Below are 3,409 nucleotides of genomic sequence, written 5' to 3'. Positions count from 1 at the left end.
TGTCCGCAGCCACTCTCAATGGCGGCTATATAGCCAGTGGCATTGACGGGGCAATCTAATAACCGCCACCTCCAATGCCACTGGCATTTATAAAAGACAACTCAACTGCCGAAATCTAAGATGTCAAGTCGCCCTCGATGAGTTTATTCAGCTCTTTTTTCAATGAAATATTCAATTTTTAAGCGTTTTTTATTTCTATTAACTCGTGTATCTCACTTCTTAATCTCTCAATCGTTGCTTCCATTCCCACAATCTCATTTTCCAACTGTTCATGATATAAGGCTCTCTCTTCTTTACAATTCATTGATTACCCGATGAATATGAGATTCTCCCACAATCTTATTTCCTTGAATAAAGGCGTCTAATAAGCTTTGACTACAAAGGGTATTAATTTTCCGTGGAACCCCTTGGCTAAAGTTATATATGGCTTGAATGGCTTCCTCGGAAAAAATCTCATGGGGTGTTTCTACCATCTTTAACTGATGGCGAATATAATCATGTGTTTCTTTTTCCGTTAAACCACTCATTTGATATCGCATTTGAATTCTCTGGTCAATCGCTTCGAGTTGCTTTACCTTTAGTAGATTTCGCAGGCTAGGCTGTCCCACCACAATCAACGATAGGGGGGACATTGAATCTTCCTTAAAGTTGAGGATAAAGCGCAATTCCTGTAACATAGAATCAGAAAAGTGATGGGCTTCATCTAATATAATGACAGGTAGCTTTTTCTCATTTTCATAAATATCAAGCACCAAAGCTTGGTATTGTCGCTTCACATCCGTTGACCGAAAGGCAGGTTGGATACCGAAGTTCTGCAGAACTTCTCGATAAAAGAGTTTCGGGGTCAAGGAAGAATCACATATATAAAGATAGTGATAATGAATCGGATCTAATTGATGAACTAATGAACGGATGGCCGTTGATTTTCCCATCCCAGCTTCCCCAGTCAAAAGGCAAAATTGACGGTGCTTCACGGCATATTCTAATCGGGCGGAAGCTTCCTTTTGGCAAGAGGAGTCAAACAGATGACTAGGGGAGATTTCTCGGGTAAATGGAACATCCTTCATTTCAAAAAAATCTAGCACTTCTTCATTCCTCCTTGATTGTTTCTCTTTTAGCTTGGAAAAGCTTGTGACACCAACCTGTTTTCGTTTCTCTTCTTCCTGTTTTTTCTTTAATTGTTCTAAGAAACTAGGGAATCCATTAGAAACGCGATGATCCTCTGGATCAGCTGGTAATTTAGAATGACTTTGATTTCTAAGTTCCGCGGTCTTGGCGTCTTCAAAACGCGCATCATCCTTCCACACTTGAATGGTGGATAGATCGAAGGGATTATAGCGAATTTGAATTCGTTTTCCACGTAAGGAGGAATCGACATCATATAAATTTCCATCCACTTCAATAATGGCTGTTTTTCGCACGGTTCGTTCTTCTTCCCAAAGGAAAATTTCTTTTAATATTTCAACGGGAAGATGACGAGTATGATCCATCTGTGCTTCGTACCGTTTCTTAGGTGTTTGTTTCGTACTCCGACGAACACGGTTATCATACGCTTCTAACCAAGAACGTAAGTATTCATTCAATTGTTTTAATGTCGTGAGTTTCCCCTGGTTAATTAAGAGATTCGCCTCTCCTGTAAAACTACTATCTACATATTGGAAAAATTTTTCAATTTTGCCCTTTGATTCTGGCGAATAGGGCTTAGCATGAATAAGCTTTGTCCCCATTTTTGCGCACATAATTCGAAACTGTTTCGCACTATACACCGAACCATTATCACAGAAAAAAAGATTCGGAACACCAAATCTGATTACAGCCTTTTGGACACAACGTTCTAAACGAGGGTATCTTTCTTCCATGAAAAATTCCGCATGCATAATTCTCCTACTATGATCATCGATTATGGCGATCAAATAGGCCTTTTTTCGCTTTTCTGGATTCTTTGGATCTGGCAAATAGAGGGTGTGCTGTGTATCCGCCTGCCAACAATCATTTGGTAACTCATGTTCAAAATGGCGAAACTCCCTTTTTACCGCACGGTAAATATCCTTCTTACTCCAGCCCATTTCTTGAAAGTAACGAGATAGAGTTCGTGGCTTTAGGACACCTACCGGAATCGTTTCCTCTAATTCCAGAATCCGAATAACCTGTTCAACACTTCGGCTTGGTAATTCCTTCCTCAGTTCAATCGCTCGTTTTAGTACTTCGGGCTTTTGATTGCGTAAAGTTCCCTTTTTTTCTCTTAACCGAGGTTTTAGACCATCAAAGCCCTCCTTTTCGTAGGCTTGTAAATATCTCTCCAAGGATCTGACACTCACGGTAGTCTTTTCACTTCCTGGGATTGTATATCGTTGCTTGGCGATTTCCCTCAAAAGGGCATACCTCTCCCCAGGCTGTAGCTGCCGTTGAACGATAGAAGCAATTAAGCCAAATCGAAAGGTAGCCACTTCATTACGTAACGTTTCATCCATCTCTTTTTCTCCCCTTATTCCATAAAATAAGAAACAACCCCTATTTTCCTCAAAATCTGTCCAAAAAGGTAGGGACATATTTTGTGGAGCAAGGAAGTGGAAGTGATGGAATATTTAACCAAAAGGGCCGACGCTTTAGTTGACTCACCTATGTAAAAATGATTGGCGGAGGTTGATCAAGGAAAAAAGCCTTCCCTTACAGGGAATAGAACCTTTTCTTCCAAAAAAGAAGGAAATTAGAATCTGTATTTCTTCCTGAGAATGAATTCCCCTTCGATAAAAGGACAGCACACCTTCCCCTTCTTGAAATTCAGATGCCCACTGCCTTCGTTGATCAATCCACCACTTCTCCCAGAAATCATAAAACCGGTGTTTCCAACGATATAGTGTTTTAAGAGAGACAACTGAAACAGAAGAAGTCGTTAACCCCTCAGCCAATTGACTAATAGGAACCCCTTCCAATATCCATCTGCCAAAAAACTCATAAATATGATTCACAAATCTTCCCCAAGGAAGAGTAAAACAAGGCATTAAAGAAAAAGTTTTATTACAATCAGGGCATCTTCTGCGCATGATTGGAATCCGAAAGGATTGATGCTTACTATGAACCGTTTTTTCATATTTTCCATGTTTTCTTGTTAACCTACCGCAACATGGACAAAAAACATCTTGATTAAATTGTTTGACGAACTTCAAATATTTCTTGAAGGATAAAGGACTTTCTAGTAAAATTATCATTATAAGTGGGAGGTTATTTGTTCTCTGGCCTGCAAGCATAGAGGAGCAAATAACCTTTTCCTTTCTTAGTTTAAGAACCGTCAGCTCTACTAATCATTATACTATGGTCAGTAGAGTTGACGGTTCTTTATTTGTATATGCCCCGACAAAAATGTTGGCCAATTTCTACCAAATACCGACATTAGAGCTGGCCCCGAACA

At 39.7% G+C, this 3,409-nt stretch carries 3 protein-coding genes and 2 pseudogenes; 1 reads left to right on the top strand and 4 read right to left on the bottom strand.

Features of this window, described 5'->3' with window-relative positions:
* Window positions 1-178: 178 nt before the first annotated feature.
* From MUB24_RS23410 to MUB24_RS23405, 4 genes and pseudogenes are all read right to left on the bottom strand, one after another.
* Window positions 179-304 carry a hypothetical protein gene (locus MUB24_RS23410; protein ID WP_280517132.1) on the bottom strand — a complete coding sequence of 42 codons (126 nt, stop codon included), beginning with the start codon at window positions 302-304 and terminating at the stop codon, window positions 179-181.
* A pseudogene (locus MUB24_RS23865) lies at window positions 294-956 on the bottom strand (ExeA family protein); the annotation flags it as partial. The gene MUB24_RS23410 and the pseudogene MUB24_RS23865, both read right to left, overlap by 11 nt.
* A gap of 144 nt (window positions 957-1,100) precedes the next feature.
* A pseudogene (locus tag MUB24_RS23860) lies at window positions 1,101-2,471 on the bottom strand (transposase); the annotation flags it as partial.
* A gap of 144 nt (window positions 2,472-2,615) precedes the next feature.
* Window positions 2,616-3,209 (bottom strand): DUF6431 domain-containing protein, encoded by a 594-nt coding sequence (locus MUB24_RS23405; protein WP_280517133.1) that lies wholly within the window; start codon window positions 3,207-3,209, stop codon window positions 2,616-2,618.
* Between MUB24_RS23405 and MUB24_RS22785 the strand changes: the two genes are divergently transcribed.
* A partial coding sequence (locus MUB24_RS22785) for a hypothetical protein (RefSeq protein ID WP_244708000.1) occupies window positions 3,154-3,409 on the top strand: 256 nt, incomplete at its 3' end. The two genes, MUB24_RS23405 and MUB24_RS22785, sit on opposite strands and share 56 nt — an antisense overlap.

This window comes from Lederbergia sp. NSJ-179, from assembly GCF_022867885.1.
In the GTDB taxonomy this organism is placed as follows: Bacteria; Bacillota; Bacilli; order Bacillales; family Bacillaceae_C; genus Lederbergia.
Note: the sequence above shows the minus strand (reverse complement) of the source record. Positions and strands in the feature narration are given on the sequence as shown.